2 tRNA genes and 1 rRNA gene are annotated in these 601 nt (G+C 48.1%); all 3 read right to left on the bottom strand.

The window, feature by feature from the left end:
- Window positions 1–182: 182 nt before the first annotated feature.
- Window positions 183–258, bottom strand: a tRNA-Ala gene (locus tag KW828_RS21670).
- Window positions 259–373: 115 nt separating this feature from the next.
- Window positions 374–450 (bottom strand) — tRNA-Ile (locus KW828_RS21665).
- A gap of 67 nt (window positions 451–517) precedes the next feature.
- Window positions 518–601, bottom strand: a 16S ribosomal RNA gene (locus KW828_RS21660); the annotation flags it as partial.

Raw genomic sequence — 601 nt, 5'->3', positions numbered from 1 at the left:
AGATGTTTCACTTCTGATTGCGAAAATTTGAGAGACTCGAACACACCGTTTTTCTTTTCTTATTACGGAGAAAAGAAACAGTGCGTCGTTTCAATTTTCAGCTTGATCCAGATTTTTAAAGAGCAAAACTTCGCAGTGCACCTTTTCAGGTACACTCTGAAGTTTTCTTGTTGAGCAGTGTATGGTGGAGCTATGCGGGATCGAACCGCAGACCTCCTGCGTGCAAGGCAGGCGCTCTCCCAGCTGAGCTATAGCCCCATACAGATGTAGTTCAACCTCTAAGCACCGTAATTCTTTCATGGTCAGGGCACAGCTTTGCGAAGCATACTGAAAGTATGCGAGCCGGAGCTGCAACGCAGAACAGGGAAGAATTTGGTAGGCCTGAGTGGACTTGAACCACCGACCTCACCCTTATCAGGGGTGCGCTCTAACCACCTGAGCTACAAGCCTGTAGAGGTTTTACTGCTCATTTTCATCAGACAATCTGTGTGGACACTGCAAGGCAGGTTCTTTCAGGTAAGGAGGTGATCCAACCGCAGGTTCCCCTACGGTTACCTTGTTACGACTTCACCCCAGTCATGAATCACAAAGTGGTAAGCGC

The sequence above is a fragment of the Enterobacter sp. ENT03 genome (assembly GCF_019218745.1).
GTDB lineage: Bacteria > Pseudomonadota > Gammaproteobacteria > Enterobacterales > Enterobacteriaceae > Enterobacter_D.
Note: the sequence above shows the minus strand (reverse complement) of the source record. Positions and strands in the feature narration are given on the sequence as shown.